The 16,327-nt window shown below is 59.1% G+C and carries 16 protein-coding genes; 10 read left to right on the top strand and 6 right to left on the bottom strand.

Annotated features, from left to right (window positions below):
- The first annotated feature begins 9 nt into the window (after positions 1-9).
- The 5 genes from IC231_RS12500 (at position 10) to IC231_RS12480 (ending at position 5,576) form a co-directional block, all read left to right on the top strand.
- Positions 10-783: a hypothetical protein gene (locus IC231_RS12500; RefSeq protein WP_190784818.1), complete on the top strand. Its 774-nt coding sequence runs from the start codon at positions 10-12 to the stop codon at positions 781-783.
- Positions 784-821: 38 nt separating this feature from the next.
- On the top strand, positions 822-1,544 hold the full coding sequence (locus tag IC231_RS12495) for a hypothetical protein (protein ID WP_190784817.1): 723 nt from the start codon (positions 822-824) through the stop codon (positions 1,542-1,544).
- 154 nt (positions 1,545-1,698) lie between these two features.
- The gene (locus IC231_RS12490) at positions 1,699-4,098 is read left to right on the top strand and encodes a TonB-dependent receptor (RefSeq protein ID WP_190784816.1); all 2,400 of its coding nucleotides are present in this window, start codon (positions 1,699-1,701) and stop codon (positions 4,096-4,098) included.
- A 22-nt stretch (positions 4,099-4,120) separates the two neighbouring features.
- Positions 4,121-5,116, top strand: a complete 996-nt coding sequence (locus tag IC231_RS12485) for a DUF4249 family protein (RefSeq protein WP_190784815.1) — start codon at positions 4,121-4,123, stop codon at positions 5,114-5,116.
- A gap of 172 nt (positions 5,117-5,288) precedes the next feature.
- Positions 5,289-5,576, top strand: a complete 288-nt coding sequence (locus tag IC231_RS12480; RefSeq protein ID WP_190784814.1) for a hypothetical protein — start codon at positions 5,289-5,291, stop codon at positions 5,574-5,576.
- Between the two features lie 359 nt (positions 5,577-5,935).
- Here IC231_RS12480 and IC231_RS12475 read toward each other — a convergent pair whose 3' ends face one another.
- From IC231_RS12475 to IC231_RS12455, 5 genes are all read right to left on the bottom strand, one after another.
- Entirely contained in the window at positions 5,936-6,508 is a 573-nt protein-coding gene (locus tag IC231_RS12475) for a hypothetical protein (RefSeq protein WP_190784813.1), read from the bottom strand.
- A 77-nt stretch (positions 6,509-6,585) separates the two neighbouring features.
- Positions 6,586-7,254, bottom strand: coding sequence for an NAD-dependent epimerase/dehydratase family protein (locus IC231_RS12470; RefSeq protein ID WP_190784812.1), 669 nt, complete (start codon positions 7,252-7,254; stop codon positions 6,586-6,588).
- Positions 7,255-7,355: 101 nt separating this feature from the next.
- Entirely contained in the window at positions 7,356-7,859 is a 504-nt protein-coding gene (locus tag IC231_RS12465; RefSeq protein WP_190784811.1) for a hypothetical protein, read from the bottom strand.
- A 3-nt stretch (positions 7,860-7,862) separates the two neighbouring features.
- Positions 7,863-8,702: a CvfB family protein gene (locus IC231_RS12460; protein ID WP_190784810.1), complete on the bottom strand. Its 840-nt coding sequence runs from the start codon at positions 8,700-8,702 to the stop codon at positions 7,863-7,865.
- 113 nt (positions 8,703-8,815) lie between these two features.
- Positions 8,816-10,735: a BamA/TamA family outer membrane protein gene (locus tag IC231_RS12455; RefSeq protein ID WP_190784809.1), complete on the bottom strand. Its 1,920-nt coding sequence runs from the start codon at positions 10,733-10,735 to the stop codon at positions 8,816-8,818.
- Positions 10,736-11,076: 341 nt separating this feature from the next.
- Here IC231_RS12455 and IC231_RS12450 point away from each other — a divergent pair, with 341 nt between their 5' ends.
- The 5 genes from IC231_RS12450 (at position 11,077) to IC231_RS12430 (ending at position 15,111) form a co-directional block, all read left to right on the top strand.
- Positions 11,077-12,345: a putative DNA modification/repair radical SAM protein gene (locus IC231_RS12450; RefSeq protein ID WP_190784808.1), complete on the top strand. Its 1,269-nt coding sequence runs from the start codon at positions 11,077-11,079 to the stop codon at positions 12,343-12,345.
- An 80-nt stretch (positions 12,346-12,425) separates the two neighbouring features.
- Positions 12,426-12,605 carry a hypothetical protein gene (locus tag IC231_RS12445; RefSeq protein WP_190784807.1) on the top strand — a complete coding sequence of 60 codons (180 nt, stop codon included), beginning with the start codon at positions 12,426-12,428 and terminating at the stop codon, positions 12,603-12,605.
- Positions 12,606-12,648: 43 nt separating this feature from the next.
- On the top strand, positions 12,649-13,617 hold the full coding sequence (locus tag IC231_RS12440) for a TIGR03915 family putative DNA repair protein (RefSeq protein WP_190784806.1): 969 nt from the start codon (positions 12,649-12,651) through the stop codon (positions 13,615-13,617).
- A 74-nt stretch (positions 13,618-13,691) separates the two neighbouring features.
- A complete protein-coding gene (gene rfbD, locus IC231_RS12435) occupies positions 13,692-14,543 on the top strand; it encodes a dTDP-4-dehydrorhamnose reductase (protein WP_190784805.1) in 852 nt (283 codons plus the stop codon).
- Between the two features lie 46 nt (positions 14,544-14,589).
- The gene (locus IC231_RS12430; protein WP_190784804.1) at positions 14,590-15,111 is read left to right on the top strand and encodes a hypothetical protein; all 522 of its coding nucleotides are present in this window, start codon (positions 14,590-14,592) and stop codon (positions 15,109-15,111) included.
- Here IC231_RS12430 and IC231_RS12425 read toward each other — a convergent pair.
- Positions 15,108-16,244, bottom strand: a complete 1,137-nt coding sequence (locus tag IC231_RS12425) for an MFS transporter (protein WP_211539029.1) — start codon at positions 16,242-16,244, stop codon at positions 15,108-15,110. The two genes, IC231_RS12430 and IC231_RS12425, sit on opposite strands and share 4 nt — an antisense overlap.
- Between the last annotated feature and the right edge of the window lie 83 nt (positions 16,245-16,327).

Below are 16,327 nucleotides of genomic sequence, written 5' to 3'. Positions count from 1 at the left end.
CTCTCTCGTATGAACATCTTTTCTACCCTCCGCAATGCCTTTGTGCTGGCTGTGCTGCTTGTCGTGGTAGCGGGTTCGGCCCGGGCCCAAACGCCCACTGACTCGTCGCGCATCAGCTATGGGGAGGAAACGCTGCCGGCGCCGCTGCCCGCTTCCGAACCCGTTGCGGGCAGCCGGCTAGGCCAGCAGTACAGCAAGCTGGTGCGGTTGCAGATTGAGGAAACGCAACTCTGGAAGCTGGGTCTGAACAATATCGGCGCCGTCTACCAAGGCATTGCCAACGGCCCCGATTCGCTGCTGAGCTCCCGCCTGGGCGTGCACCTGGCCTACGAGCGGAAGCTGACGCCGGTATGGTCGGTGCTGGGCGAGGTGAGCCCGGATTTCCTGCGCTACCGCGACGCCGAAACGCGCCAGCTTCGCAACGGCTTTGCAGTTCGTACCCAACTGGCCGGCCGCTACTACTACAACTTGAACAAACGGATTCGGAAGGGAAAAAGCGCCAGTAATTTCTCGGCCAATTACCTCTCGCTGGCCCTGAGCAGCGGTTTCGGGCGGAATTCCCGCGAAACGCACTACACCACTTTCGCCCGCGACGGGCAGGCTGTGCGACTTAGCCTGGCCGCCGTGTACGGGCTGCAGCGCCGCCTGGGCCGCTACGGCTTCATCGATTTTAGTCTGGCCGTTCCCGTGGCCCTCACGCCCAATCCGGGCCGTGCGGCCACTGGCGCGCTGGCCGTGGATATTTTTGGCAAACTGCGCATCGGGCTGGCGCTGGGGCGCTAGCCGCGTGGCGTGAGCCGTCTATACTTTCTCTGAGCTTTATGAAACGTGCTTTTCTGCTTTCTGCGGCCGCGCTGGTGGCTCTCCCTGCTGCTCTTCGCGCCCAGCGCCTCGAAGCCATTGGCGTTGGGGCCAGCTTCAACATCAGCCAGACCTGGGCCCGCGAGTCCACTATCCAGGTCGATAAATATCTGTTCCGGGCTGATGATGATGGCGCGCGCCTTGATGATACCGGCAACCGCTACAGCCTGTTTGCCCGCCTGAAGCTGGGTGCGGGTCGGGTGTTTGTGCAGCCGGAAGTGGCCTACACGTCGGTGTTGGGCAACCAGTCGAGCATCACGTACTTCGACAATCCACTTTCGCCCTATCCTAATATCTTCTACCTCTATCCACGGCTGCGGCGGTTTGAGGTGGCGGGCCTGGCCGGTGTGCGGATAGGGCGCCGCCAGAAAACCTACCTGCTGGCCGGCCCGGTGCTGGCGCGCTACGTAGCGCCGGAAAGGCAGGGTAGCGCCACGGCTATTGAGGCGCTGCAAGCCAGCATTTACGGCAGCCAGCTGCCAACCCAGGTGCTGGGCCAGCTGGGCATCGGCTGGCAGCTGGGCCGCTTCGATCTGAATGCCCGCTACGAGCGTAGCCTGACGCCTTACTCGCGCGAGTTCAAGTTTCAGGGGCAGACCTACGCCTACCGGCAGCGCTCCGGCCAGGCCCTGTTCACGGCTGGGTTTCTGCTCCATGACCAGCACCGGCCATGGCGGAAATAGCGGGCGGGCTGCCAGCGTGTTTCGCCGCCCAAAACGGAGCTGGCAACCTTTTGCGGCGGGCCGGAATCATTCACATACCAACGGCCTAAAGCTGCCGTTTGACGCGTACCTTTGACGGTTATACCCTTCCATAACACGCTATTCAAAAACTTTTATGCACTTCTTCTTGCGCACGATTCTGGCTACTGGAATTGTGCTGGCCGCTGCTCCGGCCTATGCCCAGCAGACCGGCAAAATCACCATCAGCGGCTACGTGCGCGACGGTGCCACCGGCGAAAACCTGATTGGCGTGGCCGTAGTGAATCCAGCCACGGGCCAGGGCACCGCCACCAACACCTACGGCTTCTATTCGCTCACGCTGCCCGAAGCGCCCGCCGACTCCGTGCAGCTGCTGGTGAGCTACCTGGGCTACGAGCGCAGCCGCTGGGCCACGCCCGCCACCCGCAGCGCCACCCACGACTTCCGGCTACGCGCCGTGAGCAATGCATTGGGCGAAGTGCAGGTAATCGGGAGCCAGGCCATTGAGGAGCGGATTGAGCGCACCACCCGCATGGGCACCATCAATGTGCCCATTGCCCAGATCAAGAGCCTGCCCAAGCTCTTCGGCGAAACCGACGTGCTGAAGGTGCTGCAGCTGCTGCCCGGCGTGCAGAGCGGCGGCGAGGGCCAGACCGGCCTCTACGTGCGCGGCGGCTCCCCCGACCAGAACCTCATCCTGCTCGACGGCACACCGGTGTACAATGCCTCACACCTGTTCGGCTTCTTTTCCGTCTTCAATGCCGATGCGCTGAACAATGTGGAGCTGATCAAGGGGGGCTTTCCGGCGCGGTACGGCGGGCGGCTGTCGTCGGTGCTGGATATTTCGATGAAGGAAGGCAACATGCAGGAGTTCCACGGCGAAGGTGCTATTGGCATCGTGGCCTCCAAAATCACGCTCGAAGGCCCCATCAAGAAAGATACCGCCTCGTTCATCGTCTCGGCCCGCCGCACTTACCTGGATATTCTGGCCCAGCCCTTCATCAAGGCACAGCTGGCCGCCGACGGAACCCAGGGCTCTATTGGCTATTTCTTCCACGACCTGAACGCCAAGCTGAACTGGAAAGTGAGCAGCCGCGACCGGCTCTACCTGAGCGCCTACACCGGCTACGACAAGTTCTATGCCCGCCTGCGCGACGATGACAGCCGGGGGCGCGACTACAGCCGCAGCGAGGCAAATCTGGGCTGGGGCAACCTGACGTCGGCGCTGCGCTGGAACCGTGTGGTGAACAACCAGCTGTTCATGAACACGCACTTCACCTACAGCAAATACCAGTTCAATATCGGGCAGGAAGACGAGCAGCGCTACACCAACAACGGCCAGGACCGCACCGACAAATACTCGCTGCGCTACTTCTCCAACATCCGCGACTTCAGCCTCAAAACCGACTTCGACTACGTGCCTTCGCCCGACCACTACATCCGGTTCGGGGGCCAGTACACGCTGCATTCGTTCCGGCCGGGCGCGCTGCAGCAGAAGGACAATTTCACAAACGAGGAAAACCAGATAAACCTGGGCACCCGCACTATGGCCTCGGAAGCGTCGCTCTACGCCGAGGACGACTACCGGCTCACGGACCGGCTGAAGGTGAACGGCGGCCTGCGCCTGAATGCCTTTCTGGTACGCGGCACGCTCTATCCGAGTGTGGAGCCGCGCGTGGCCGCCCGCTTCCTGCTGACCGAAGACTGGGCCCTGAAAGCCGCCTATGCCCGCACTACGCAGTACATTCACCTGCTCACCAACAGCGGTATCGGCCTCCCAACGGACCTTTGGGTGCCGGCTACGCCCACCATCAAGCCGCAGCGCGCGCAGCAGCTGAGCTTAGGCGCGGCCCGAACTGTGCGGTTCAAGGACGAAGACTATGAGCTGAGCTTCGAGAGCTACTACAAGCCCATGCAGAACCTCATCGAGTACCGGGAGGGCGCCAGCTTCCTGGGCACGGTGGACAGCGACTGGGAAAACAAAGTGACCAGCGGCAAGGGCTGGGCCTACGGCGGCGAGTTTTTTCTGCAGAAGAAAACTGGCCGCACCACCGGCTGGATCGGCTACACGCTGGCCTGGAGCAAGCGCCGCTTCCCCGACCTCAACCAGGGCCGCATCTACCCCTACAAGTACGACCGGCGCCACGACATTTCGGTGGTGGCCATTCACAAGTTCAGCCCCACGCTCACGCTTTCCGGCACGTGGGTATATGGCACCGGCAATGCCACTACGTTGTCGCAGGGGCGGTTTCTGCTGGGGCCATACCAGGAGTTTGAGGACTATGGGGAGCGGAACTCTTACCGCATGCGGGCCTACCACCGCTTCGACCTGGACCTGAGCAAAACCAAGAAGAAGAAGTGGGGCGAAGTGGTGAACAGCTTCAGCATCTACAACGTGTATAGCCGCCGCAACCCCTACTACCTCTACTTCCAGCGCGGCTACTCCTACAACGGCGTGGAAGAGGAAAAGCCCAGCTACAAGCAGATTTCGCTGTTTCCCATCATTCCTTCCTTCAGCAAGGCATTCAAGTTTTAAGCAGCAGCCCGATATATACCCGATGAAAAAGCTATTCCCGATTTCTGCGGTGGCGCTGCTGGCCCTGAGCGGCTGCGAAACGGTGGTGGACGTAGAAACGCCGCCCCACACGCCGCGCCTGGCCCTGAGCTACACGCTCAGCAACCAGCCCGCGACTCCCGACTACCGCGCCTTTTTTGAAGTCCGCGACCTGTTTGTGAGTGGCAGCCAGGGCGTGCTCGAAACCCGGCAGTTGGCCGGCCGCAAGGATGCCACGGTACAGCTCTTCGATGAGAGCGGGCAGGTGGTGGAGCAGTTTCGCTCGAAAGCGCGCTCCGGTTCCTATGGCTACTACGGCCAAGACAGCCTGTACGGCTACTACGTGCCTACCCGCAACTTTGTGGGCGTGCCGGGCCGCACCTACACGTTGCGCGCCTCCGCTTCTGGTCTGGAGCCCGTAGAAGCTACCCTGACCATGCCGGCCGTGCCGGCCATTGAGAAGGTGGAGTACGTGGCCAGTACTTCCAACAATAACTATGGTGGCTTTGGCGGCCGGCTCACCGTTCTGGTAGCCGACAACGCCGCTTATGCTGATTACTACATGGCCTACGCCCGCGTGCTGGATCGGAACGGCCGCTACTGGGGTGATGTATACCGCGACTACAGCGCCCCCGGCGCCGACGGCCCTGATATCAACCTGAGTCGGTTTCAACTGTCCTCGGCATACGGGCTCTACTCGCAGTATCCATTCAGCGACGTGGGCGGCAACGGGCAGCGCCTGAGTTTCAGCTCCGATGTGCTGCTGCAGTATCGGGGCAGCTACGACCCCAACAACCCGACAATTCCGGAACCTGCCTTTCTGGAGGTCATCGTCAGCGGCATCACGCCCGAAACGTACCGCTTTTACCAGTCGCTGCTGCGCTACTACGACACCGACGGCAACCCCTTTGCCGAGCCCGCCCCGCTGCATTCCAACGTGCGCTCCGGCTACGGCCTGTTTGGGGGAGCCGCCGACGCCGTGTACCGGATTGCCCTCTGACGTTACGCCACTCGTAACATGTCTAGAACCCCGGTTAGCTTCGTGTTAGCTGGGGTTTTGGGTTGATTATCAGTTGACTGGCTATGGTGATTTGCGGAGGTTGATTAAACTTTCGATGCTTTTCTGTGTCTAGTACAGCAGCCGATTCCACTCAGAGACGGCGCTGATCGATATGAAAAAGCTTCTGAAACTTCCGCTTCTCCTGGTTCTGCTGGTAGCAGGTAGCCTGCTGACTGGCTGTGCAGCTTCAACGCAGGCTGTAGTGACTACCGGCCCGCCCCGGCCTTATTACGACGCGTACTATGGCCCTGCATACCGGCCCTATTATCGGCCTTACTACCGCCCGGCGCGGGTGGTGCGCCCGGCCGTAATTGTGCGGCCCCGCCCGGTGATTGTCCATCCGGGCTCGCGCTACTATCATCCGCACGCTGTGCCCTATAGAGGTGGCCGCCGCTTCTAACAGTGTAATACAAAAAAAGCCCGCTCAGAATACCTGAGCGGGCTTTTTCGTGGGTGAATTACTGGGTAGATAAGCTCGGAAATAAAGGCCTGGGAAAAGCCGGGTGTGCGCTGGAAGTGTGTTTGATGAGAAACAGACGGTACCGGCCTGGCTGTGACGCCCAAAGCGTAGCCCGACTGTGTGCTGCTACAAGTATACTTATTTTATTGACTTTTATTAAATATCATATCTTATATATAATAAAACAAAGCCTGATGACGCGAGTGGTGCGGAAGTAGCATGAGCGAGGACAAACAACATCACAAAAAAACCGACCTCAGCATTGCTGAAGCCGGTTTTTGACAATAGCTGAGCGACGCCTAGAACGTGAAGCGCAGGCTGATGGCGGCGTCGTTGTAGAAGCCGGTGTAGCCATCGAATACCTCGAAATAAGGCTTGTAATCAACCCCGACTACGAACGGCAGATCCTGCATCTTGTATTCGAGGCCCAGAATCAGGTCGGCACCGAACACGACGTAGTTGCGGTCATCGTTGTAGTACACGTTGTAGTAGCCCTTGTACTTGTTTTTGTCGCGGTAGTAAAGGCGCTCCACGTAGTAGTAGCGGCCTTTGTAGGAGCCGAGGTGGGCACCGGCACCGTAGTAGAACTGTAGGCCTTTGATGTCGGAAACCTGGTGGTGCTTCTCCAGCAGCACCGTGAGCCGGGCCCCGCGGGCCTTGTATTCGGTGGTCAGGAGGGCTTCCAGCGCCACGTTGTTTTTGCCGCTCATGAAGTGCTTGAACGTGGCTCCTGACGAGTAGCCGCCGCCTCGCAGGCCGAGTCCGTTGGTGTAGCCGCTGCCGCCTCCGCTGCCTTTCTTACTTTGGGCTGATGCGGGGCTGAGCACGCCCGAAATCAACAAGGCCAGCAGACCAAAAAACAAGTGCTTCATACGAAAACGGAAAGGTTGGTAAAAGTGATGTTCCGGCAAAAGTACCAAATGATTCCCGTAGTCAGATAGAAAACCGCTCAGAGGCCCAGCGCGCCGGTACGGGCTATTTCGTCGGAAGGGTGCACCTGCACGCCGGTGGTTTCGGCTTCGGCGGCGCGCAGCATGGCGCGGGCCACGGTACCGGCCGCCACGGCCCGGTACCGACGTAGCGGCCCCCGTAACAAAGGATTCAACAGCCGCAGCAGCGCCGCGCCTACCCGTTCGCCGGGGCGCTGGGTTTCCCGCTCACCAAGCAGCAGCGAAGGCCGAAACAGGTGAATAGCCCGAAACGGAGTCTGCTGCACCGCGTCTTCCATTTCGCCCTTCACGCGGTTGTAGTATATCCGTGCCGAGGCATCGGCTCCCATAGCCGACACCAGCAGCAACTGCGTCGCAAAGTTACCGGCCGTGAGGGCCGCCAGCTTTATTACGTACAGGTAATCGACTTTGTAAAATGCCTCTCTGGAGCCTGCCTGCCGCATTGTGGTGCCCAGGCAGCAGTACACGTCGTCGGCAATAAGACTCATGCGGTGGTCTTCGAGGTGGTCGAAATCGAGGATGCGCTGCTCCAGTTTGGGGTGCACCACCGGTACCGGCCGCCGCCCTACGGCTATTACTTTCTCGTAGCGGCCCGAGGCCAGCAGCAGCGGCAGCAGATGGCTACCAATCAGGCCGCTGGCCCCGGCAATGAGGGCGGTTTTCTGCATGATGAAAAAGGAATAGTGCAACTACCGGCGTTCTGCCGGAGCCCTGCAGCTACTAAGACGGGCCGCACGCGCCGGGGGTTGTCTGGCATGGCTTCCAAAAGCTACTCTGCAGAACCAGCAGGACAGTCTATATCTAACTTTGAGTTATTCGGATTGAGCTTCGAGAATAGAATAGTGTATTGTTTGTTGGTGTAATACTGTTCATAAGAAGATACATTCTGTATTGGTAGTTGAACAAGACCATAGTATTGGTAGCCGCCATACCAGAAACAATACTGTCCCTCATAGAGAGTGTTCTTGCCGCCTGATCTGCCAACGCTCAAGATGGTGCCTGGTGCTGTGACGATGTGCTGACGGATATCCTGATCCATCTGGTACTCTTGCCACTCGAAGTATACTATGACTCCGAAAAAGCCTGCGGATACCAAGAAAAGGAAGAGTGTTTTTTGGGGGTGGGCATGCCAGCCGCTCCAGAGCAAAGCCATGACACACACAAAGCCCACGCTACCACAGATCAGCACGAAGGCTAAGTCGGCTTCGGAATAGAGAAGCTTGTAGGTGGTAGAACACGCTCCCGGCAAGGAATGAATCTGCCAGTTTTCCACTGCTTACTCTTCTTTCACCAACTGCGTACTTTCCGGCTGCAGCTGCACCTGGCCGCGCTTGTAGAGGGTGCCGAGGGCCTTTTTAAACACCTTTTTGCTCATGCCCAGGCGGCGGTAGATGTCGTCGGGCTCACTCTTGTCGCCGAGGGGCAGGGTATGGTTGGGCGCATTGCGCAGGGCTTCCAGCAGGGTGTCGGCGGCGGCCAGCGCTTCATCGTGGCCGGGGCGCTGCAGGCTCAGGTCCAGCTTGCCATCGGAGCGGATGGCGCGCACGTAGCCGGTGTGCACGTCGCCGAGGCGCAGCGGCTTGAACACTTCGTTGTGGTAGAGCAGGCCCTGGTGGGTGCCGTCCACGATTACCTTGAAGCCCATGTCGGTTTCGGCGGCCACAAACAGTTCGGCCGAGTCGCCGACTTTGCCGGGGTAGGGCTGGTCGCTGAGAAACCACTCCCACTTGGCCGAAGCCACAATCCGGTCGGAGGCCTCATCGAGGTACACAAACACGGTTTCGCGCTGGCCGGGGCGCAGGTTGTGGCGCTGGTTGCTGTAGGGCAGGAACAGGTCTTTTTCGAGGCCCCAGTCCAGAAACGCGCCCGTCGGCGTCACGTCGCGGACGGTGAGGGCCGCAAATTGGCCCACAGTGGCCAGCGGGTCGAGGGTGGTGGCAATCAACCGGTCCTCGGAGTCGCGGTACACGAACACGCGCAGCACGTCCCCGATTTCGGTGCCTTCGGGCACATACTTGCGCGGAATCAGCAGGTCGCCGTCGTCGGACGTGAGGTAGAGGCCAAAATCGACGGCGCGGGCTACTTCCAGGTTGTTGTAATCACCGAGGGCAAGCATGGGCAGAGAAAAGAGTGAGTAGCAGGTACGCGCCGGACCAGCGGCGGTTGCAAAGCTACGGAAATGCGGGCCGGGCACGAAAAAGGCCCGGTAGCATCTGCCTTTTCGGCCGGCTACTCGTAAATCACGGCGCCGGGCTGGCCGAAGCTGAAGTCGCTGAAGTCGTAGTAGGAGCGGGAGCTTTCGTAGATGCTGAAGCCATTGGGCGTGGTGAGGCCGCGCGGGTAAAAGCCCAGCAGAATCTGGAAGGTGCGCAGCGGCAGGTACTCGTTGCGGAAGCGCAGGCCCACCCCGAAGCCAGTGTAGGGCTTCTCGTGGATGGGCAGCGTGCGGTTGGGCGTGTTCACGTTCAGCCAGGCGGCATCGGCAAACACCAGCGCCGCCAGCCGGAAGCCCAGAAACGACACGGGCGTAAACACGGTGGTTTCGTAGTTGAGCACGATACGGCTGGTGCCGCGCAGGTTGGTGGCTGGCGAGAAGCCGCGCAGGCCCCGGTCGCCTTCAATGGCCAGCAGCTGCTCGCCGGGGCGGCGGTGCAGGCCAATGGCGTTGCGGCTCCACAGAAAATGCCGCCACTGGAAGTTGCCGGCGTGGTAGAGCCGCGTGAAATACAGCAGCTCCGTGCTGATAAGGCCCTGCTGCCAGTCGTTGTTGGGCCGCGTTACATACGAGCCAAACTCGCCGCTCATATAGAAGTAGCCGCCGCGCGGACTGTAGCTGGCCGTGGAGGCGCGCATGCCGTAGTAGTGACGGTTTTGCCGCTCGTTTACTTCGTATCCCAGCGTGGCACTCAGCAGCGTGCCGGTCGGAATGTCCTCGGTGCGCCCGAAGCCAAACAGGTACTTGTCCTTGTAGTAGCGCCGCACGCTGTAGCCCACCGTGCCCAGCACCGCGCCGGAGTTGAAGTAGTCGGGGGTGGGGCGCTGGGTATAGCTGGTGCGCAGCACGCGGGCCGCCACAATCAGGCGGGCCGGGTTTTCATAGCCCAGGTCGTAGGAAGGCATGGGCAGGGAACGGCCAAACCAGGCATCCTGGGTGCTGTAGCGCTGGGGCGTATAGATGGGCTGCTCGCCGTCGGGCACCACCTGCGGCGAGCCGTCGGGGAGGGGCAGCACGGCACCCTGGTCGTAGAAGTTGAGCGTGAGCGAGCCGGCGTATTTGGTATTGATGGAGTAGAAGCCCCGCCCCAGCGTGATGCCGCCCCGTTTGTTCTGGTACTCGTTGTAGTAGCGCGCTTCGCCGTAGATGAAGTTGCGGAACGGTACTTGGTAGCTGCCTTCATAGGTCCAGGGCTGCGGCGAGTTGCGGCCGTATTCGTAGGAGTTGCGGAACTGGTGGCCCATGCCCAGGAAGTTCTGGTCGCGGAGCCCAATGATGCCCGCGCCCACGTCGCGCACTTCCAGCGAGCCGCTGAGACTGAACACGTCTTTCGTCACGATTTCCACGTCCACGCTGTCGGTGGAGCTGGTGCGCTCATTCACGAACACGCGCGCATCCAGCAGCTCCGGTGTCTGGCGCAGCAGTCGTTCCGATTCGGCCAGATCCTGCGGCTCCAGCTCCTCGCCCACCCGAAACAGCAGCACCTGCCGCACCCGCGCCCGGGAGGTGCGCACGTGCAGCAGGTTGCCGCTCTTTTCCAGGATATTGCGCGGCACCCGCGCCGAGTCCGTGATACTGTAGCCGAAAGCCGTGAGCGTCCGGATATTGATGCGCCGCACGATTTTGTAGCTGTGCCGGTCGTATTGCCGGTCAAGCAGGGCCGCATCAAGGCCGGCCTGCTCTTCGCGCCGCTCCGTAAAGTTGAATAGCGCGGCGGCCGCCTTCCCCGCAATGGTCTTGCGCTTGGTGTAGGCTTTTATGCCGTTGAGCAGCCGTTCCTGGTCGAAGCGCCGGCGCAGCGAATCGGGGCGCGTGCCATTGGGCCGACGGGTAGTGTCGATAGGAGCTACGGCTGCTTTCTGGGCCATAGCAGTGCTTACCAGCCCACCCAGGGCCAGCCACATCACCACCAAAAAGCGCACCCGGTTCTTCATCGATAGGAGAGGCAGCGGCCCGGCCGTCACCTCTGTGCAAGATACGGCGTCGCTATAAAATTCCCGAAGCGGATTTCAGGCCCGGAACCTGTATCCGGTTGGTAGAAACGCGCAGCCGGTTGCAGCGGGCTTTTACCGGCATACAGTCCCGTTGCGCTGGCTTTCCAAGGCGAGTTAGTACGGTGCCTGCTCGTGAGCCGCAGGGCATCGGGAGAGAAGTAGGGGAGGGTGTTTGCGGGCAGTAAATAGTTGCCGCTTGCGGAACATTTCTAATGAATTTAGTCTTTTGAATAGTGCGTATGTGCGTGCAAGATTCTATTTTTAAGCCTCGAAACTGCCAAATGAACGAACAGCGCATCCAGGAAAAGCTAAGCATATTGGCAGACGCCGCGAAGTACGATGTATCGTGCTCCAGCAGCGGCGGCAAGCGCAAAAACGTGGACAAGGGCCTGGGCAACGCCGAGGGTATGGGCATCTGCCACAGCTATACCGAGGATGGCCGTTGCGTGAGTCTGCTCAAGATTCTGCTCACCAACCACTGCATTTTCGACTGTGCCTACTGTGTGTCGCGCCGCTCCAATGACGTGAAGCGCGCCGCCTTCACCGTGGATGAAGTCGTGGATCTGACCATGAACTTCTACCGCCGCAATTATATCGAAGGACTGTTCCTGAGCAGCGGCATCTTCTCGTCGCCTGATTACACCATGGAGCGCCTCGTGCGCATTATCAAGAAGCTGCGCATCGAGCATAAGTTCAACGGTTATATCCACGTGAAAGCCATTCCGGGCGCTTCCGAGGAACTGATTCAGGAAGCTGGCTTGTACGCCGACCGCCTGAGCGTGAACATTGAGCTGCCTTCGGAAATGGCGTTGCAGAATCTGGCGCCTGAGAAAAACTACGCCGAGATTCTGACCCCGATGGCGCAGATTCGGGACGGCATCATGCAGAATAAAGAGGAAAAGGCGCTTTTCAAGAAAGTACCGCAGTTTGCTACGGCCGGCCAGAGCACGCAGCTTATCGTGGGCGCTTCTGCCGAAAACGACCTGCAAATCATCAACCTCTCCGACTCTCTCTACAAAGGCTACGGCCTGAAGCGCGTGTACTACTCCGGCTACATTCCCGTCACCGATGATGCCCGCCTGCCCCAGGTGACGCAGCCGCCGCTCATCCGGGAGCACCGTCTCTACCAGTCCGACTGGCTCATGCGCTTCTACGGCTTCCAGGCCGACGAAATTCTGGACCCTGCACATCCGTTTCTCGACCTGGAAGTGGACCCCAAGCTGGCTTGGGCGCTACGCAACCGCCACGTGTTTCCGGTGGACATCAACGTGGCCGATTACGAAATGATACTGCGCATTCCTGGTGTGGGCGCACGGTCGGCGAAGCGCATTGTAGCGGCGCGCCGCTTCTCGCCGCTCACCCTCGACCATCTGCACAAGTTCGGGGTGGTGCTTAAGCGGGCCAAATTCTTCCTGACTTGCCGTGGCCAGGCTCTTTCCACCCGCGACTACGACGAGCAAACCATCCGCCGCCAGATTCTATTCGGGGCGGGCTCCGTCCGGTCGGCTCTGGTTACGCAGCAACTCGACCTGTTTGCGCAGGCATCTTAATAACAAAGTGGTTGGTTTTCGGGGAGGTAGTACACGCATAAACGACTGACATAACGACAAACTTCTAACGAAAGCAAACCATGACTATTTCTCATCGCGCCGCCGACGCGCCGGCCGCCACCGCTACGATTGCCCAGCCCATGAAAGTGGCCCGTATTGCCTGCTGCTGTAAGCTCTCCGACTTGTTGCCCCTCGTGCAGCAGCTACACCGCGAGACAGTTCGGCCCGCTAACAAATCCCGCCAGTCAGAGGCCGCGTAGGGCAGCTGGCAGGAAGTGGCTTTTTGTTCCAATTTGCTATTGTATGAGCCATTCCCTTTCGCCTCTCAGCCGACCTTGTAACACTGCCGTTAGCTCGGCTGCCGGCCGCCGGTCCGGTGCTCCTCAGCTAACCAACCCGGCGCTGGACTATGCCTACGATGGGTCGTTTGAGGGCATGCTGACGGTGCTTTTCCAGATATACGACCGGAAGGCGGCTCCCAATACCATTCAGCCGGTAGGAGCCGTGCAGGGCGGCCTGTTTGTGCTGCCCGTAGAAATTGATACCGATGAAACAGCCGCCGCCCGCGTGTGGGAAGGCCTGCTGCGCTATATGGACGCGGAGGCGCGCACGCGGCTGTTTCATACGTTTCTAAGTGAGCAGCCCGACCGGGAACTACTCATTTTCCGCTACGCCGATCTGGCCATGTGGGCCGGCCGCGACATTTCGGAAAACTACGCCGACGACAACGTGCGCCGCGTGCAGCGCCTGGCCCAGCAGATGTACCGCGAAAAGCACCGTATGGAAGCCTTTGTACGCTTCGAGAAAACTCAGGATGGATTGTTCCACGCCACCATCGACCCGGATTTCGATGTGCTGCCTCTTATTGCGCCGCATTTCACCAAGCGCTACGCCGACCAACGCTGGCTGATTTTTGATAAGCGCCGCCGCTACGGCCTCTACTATGACCTCACGCGCACCGATATAGTAGAGTTTGAAACCAGCGCCCCGCAACGTAGCACGGCTGTTTCAGCTACAGTGTTGGACGAGCGGGAGCCGCTGTTCAAATTGCTCTGGCAGTCGTATTTCGACCATGTGAATATTCCGGAGCGCAAAAATATGAAGCTGCACCGCCGCCATATGCCGCTCCGTTACTGGCGCTACCTCAGTGAAAAGCAGCCTCGGGAGCAGCGTTTCGAGCCTATCCGCAACAAGCGTCCCGTGCAGCCCGGTGGCCCGGTTATTAGCTCCGGCGAGTCGGTGAGCGGTGCAGACGAAGCGGGAAAAGGCTAATTTGCGGAGCATAATCCACTAGGGCTGCCTTCCTGCTTGAAGAGAAGGTGGGCAGCCGACTTTAACCGCACTTCATGGGCAACGTACTCGTTTTTGGAGCATCAGGACAATTAGGGCAGTGCCTACGGCATGTAGCAGCGGAGCGAGGAAACGACGACCTAGTATTTCTGCCGGAAGCCGAAGCTAATATTCTGGATACTGATGCTGTAAAGGCGGCCTTCGCCCATTATCAGCCCACGTATTGCATCAATTGTGCTGCCTATACCGCTGTGGATAAGGCGGAAGATGAGGTGGAAATAGCCCGCAAAGTGAACCGCGACGGAGCCGCTAACTTGGCGCAGGCCTGCACCGAGTACGGGGCCACGCTCATCCATATATCCACTGATTTCGTGTTTGCCGGCACCTGTAACCAGCCGCTCTCTGAAACCGATGAGGCGGCTCCAATCAGCGTGTACGGCCTCACTAAACTGGAAGGCGAGCAGGCCGTGGCAGAGCACACCAGTCAGTATTTCACGTTGCGCACCGGCTGGCTGTATTCGGAATACGCCAACAACTTCGTGAAAACGATGTTGCGCTTGGGGCGGGAACGGGACGAGCTACGCGTTATCTGGGACCAAGTAGGCACGCCTACTTACGCCATTGACCTAGCCGGCTGCATCCTCACCATCATCGAAACGCAGAACCAGCAATACGGCCTCTATCACTACAGCAACGAGGGCGTAACCTCGTGGTACGATTTCGCCACTGCCATTTTTGAGTTGAGCAATACGCATGTGCGCACCGTGCCCATCCGCACAGCCGAATATCCGACCAAAGCCACCCGTCCGGCCTTTTCCGTGATGGACAAGACCAAAGCCAAAACCAACCTGGGCGTATACATCCCGCATTGGCGCGAGAGTCTTAAGGCGTGTCTGGGGCGGCTGTAGATACCAACCTGCGAATAATATAAGAAGGGCTCGTATCTACAATAAAATGAGAATAAGAGTTTATGTTTCCGCTCTGGCTATAGGGCTGAACACGATACTGCTACTTTCCTGTGAACCTAGGACTGCTCCCACAAAGCAAGAGCATATTACGGTAACGCCTTCAAGGGATTTAGACAGTGTTTTACATAGGTTTATTGAGGCCGATACGCTAGTTCAGCATCCTAAATTTTATGCGGCATTTATAAAACAGGATTCTATTTCAGGAAACCTCTCTGTTTACGTTTTTGATGAGGATAATTCTAATGGTATAAAGGTGTTGCCTTTAACAACGTGGACAGTCGACAAGAAAGTATTTTTTGTCTTTACAGGGCTGGAAGCTATAGCGACGGGCGGAGATACGATCCACCATCACCTAATTAGAGAAACAGAACGAGCGAATCGAGGTAAAATATGGTCGCCGCCTTTCCGGGGCTGGCGAATCGTTGTCCAAGATCAGAAGGTCACGCGTGTCGACAAGCAAGTAATATTTCTTCCCTTCGATCCACCTCCGCCTCCTAATAAATATTAAGCGGCGGCATTTGCCTTTCCATAAAACCGGTTCGCCAGATATGCCAGTGATACCAGCGCAAGGCCCACGCCGCACACGCCGTACCACTGAAAATGGTCCCAGGCTAGGCCACCTAGTAGCGAGCCTGCTGAACCTCCTATAAAGCAGGAGGTCATGTACACCGTGTTGAGGCGGCTGCGGGCTTCGGGGAGCAGCGCGAAAATGCGGGTCTGGTTGGAGATATGCGTCATTTGCTGACCCACATCCAGAATAATCACGCCGACAATCAGCCCCAGTAGATAGTAGCCAGTGAAGCCCAGCAGCACATACGCTCCCAGAAACAGCAGAATCCCAAGGTTCAGCGCGTAGTCAGCACCTTTGCGGTCGGCGGATTTGCCGGCGAAGGAGGCTGCGAAGGCCCCACTAGCCCCAATGAGGCCAAACAGCCCAGCCACGTCGCTGTGGTAATGGTAGGCGTCGCTCTCCAGGAAGAATACCAACGTGGTCCAGAAGGCGCTGAAGCCGCCAAACATGCAGGCTCCCACCAGCGCCGAGCGGCGCAGCACCGGCAACTGTTTCGTGAGCGTGCCCAACGAGCCCAGTAAGCTGGCGTAGCTGCCCGTGAAGGTGGGCTGGTTGCGCGGCAGCATGCGGGCCAGAACGCCGGTTAGTAGCACCATCAAACCAGCCCCCACCCAGAACATAGTGCGCCAGCCGAAATGCAGCCCCACATAGCCACTGATAGTGCGCGAAAGCAGAATGCCAATCAGTAGACCGCTCATGACCTTGCCCACTACGCGCCCCCGCTCCGCATCCGAAGCCAGAGAGGCCGCCATTGGAATCAATAGTTGTGGCACCGCCGAAAACACTCCGATGAGCAGACTCGCGGCCACCAGCCAACCGAACGTAGGCGCGTAGGCCGCACCCGCCATGCACACGGCCGCGCACAGCAGCAGCGCCAGAATCAGGCTTTTCCGCTCCCGCTTGTCGCCGAGTGGCACCACGAACAGCAGGCCCACCGTGTAGCCCACCTGTGTGATGGTAGCCGCCAGACTCACCCGGCTTTCGGTAAGGCCAAATGTGCGCCCGATTTCGGCCAGTAGCGGCTGATTGTAGTAGATATTAGCCACTACTAATCCGCAGGTAATGGCCATCAGCCAAACCAGGGACGGCGCTAGCGGCGGGTGAGCAGGTAGAGTTTTATCGGGAAGCGCCTCAACGGCAACGGTATCTGTTT

Source organism: Hymenobacter duratus, from assembly GCF_014698995.1.
Classification (GTDB): domain Bacteria; phylum Bacteroidota; class Bacteroidia; order Cytophagales; family Hymenobacteraceae; genus Hymenobacter; species Hymenobacter duratus.
Note: the sequence above shows the minus strand (reverse complement) of the source record. Positions and strands in the feature narration are given on the sequence as shown.